At 72.7% G+C, this 897-nt stretch carries 1 protein-coding gene; it reads right to left on the bottom strand.

The window, feature by feature from the left end; translation table 11 throughout:
- A partial coding sequence (locus tag SSOG_RS40495; protein WP_039939896.1) for a class I SAM-dependent methyltransferase occupies nt 1–847 on the bottom strand: 847 nt, incomplete at its 3' end.
- Nucleotides 848–897 lie beyond the last annotated feature (50 nt).

Here is an 897-nt window from a genome sequence, read left to right as displayed (position 1 = left end):
CCGCGTTGGCCCCCAGCCACACCGCGCCCAGCAGGTCGACGGTGTCGGACGACTCGCGGTGCTGTTCGAGGACCACGGTGAAGCCGAGCGCCTCCAGCTCCTTCCGCAGGCCCGCCACCGGGAGGAAGTACAGGTGCTGGGGCTGGAGCCAGGGCAGCCAGAAGCGGCCGAAGAGGCGGGCGAACCAGCACTCCGGGTCGGGCACTTCGATGAGCACATGGCCACCGGGCCCGAGGGCGCGGTGGGCCGCGCGGAGTTCCGCCCGGGGGTCCGTACTGTGCTCCAGGTAGTGGAACATGCTCACCACGTCGTAAGCCCCGGCCAGCCGCTCCCCGGCCAGCTCCGGGAAGCTGCCCCGGATGCCGTGGTCGATCCGCCCCTCGCGCTCGGCCAGTTCGACGCCCTCGGTGAAGTCCAGCCCGTCGAAGACGGTGTCGGGGAAGACGGTGCGGGCCACTTCGGGGAAGTGGCCGTGGCCGGTGCCGACGTCGAGCCACTTCGCCGGGGCGTCGGCGGAGGGCTTGAGGGCCTCCGCGCGCCTGCGGTACATCTTCTGCCGCCCGGAGAAGACGTTGCCCATGCCCTCCTCCCCCAGGCCGTCGTAGAAGTCGCGGTAGTAGAACTCCAGCCCGTCGCCGTTCAGCCGGGGGTTCTGGAACACCAGACGGCAGTCCCGGCACGTGTCCAGCCGGAAGCGGCCCGGCTTGTTCTGGAACCGGTCCTTGGTGCGCAGCCGCCGCTTCAGCCGGGTCGAGCCGCACCACGGGCAGTCCGTGCGGCGCGGCTCGAAGAACCGCTCGGTGCCCTGGTCCAGGTCGGCCCGGTAGCGCGGCCGGAGGGCGGCCACGGCCTCGGCGCGGGACGGCCGCGGGGCTTCCGCGCCGAGTCTGCCGGAGG

Source organism: Streptomyces himastatinicus ATCC 53653, assembly GCF_000158915.1.
Taxonomy (GTDB): Bacteria; Actinomycetota; Actinomycetes; order Streptomycetales; family Streptomycetaceae; genus Streptomyces; species Streptomyces himastatinicus.
Note: the sequence above shows the minus strand (reverse complement) of the source record. Positions and strands in the feature narration are given on the sequence as shown.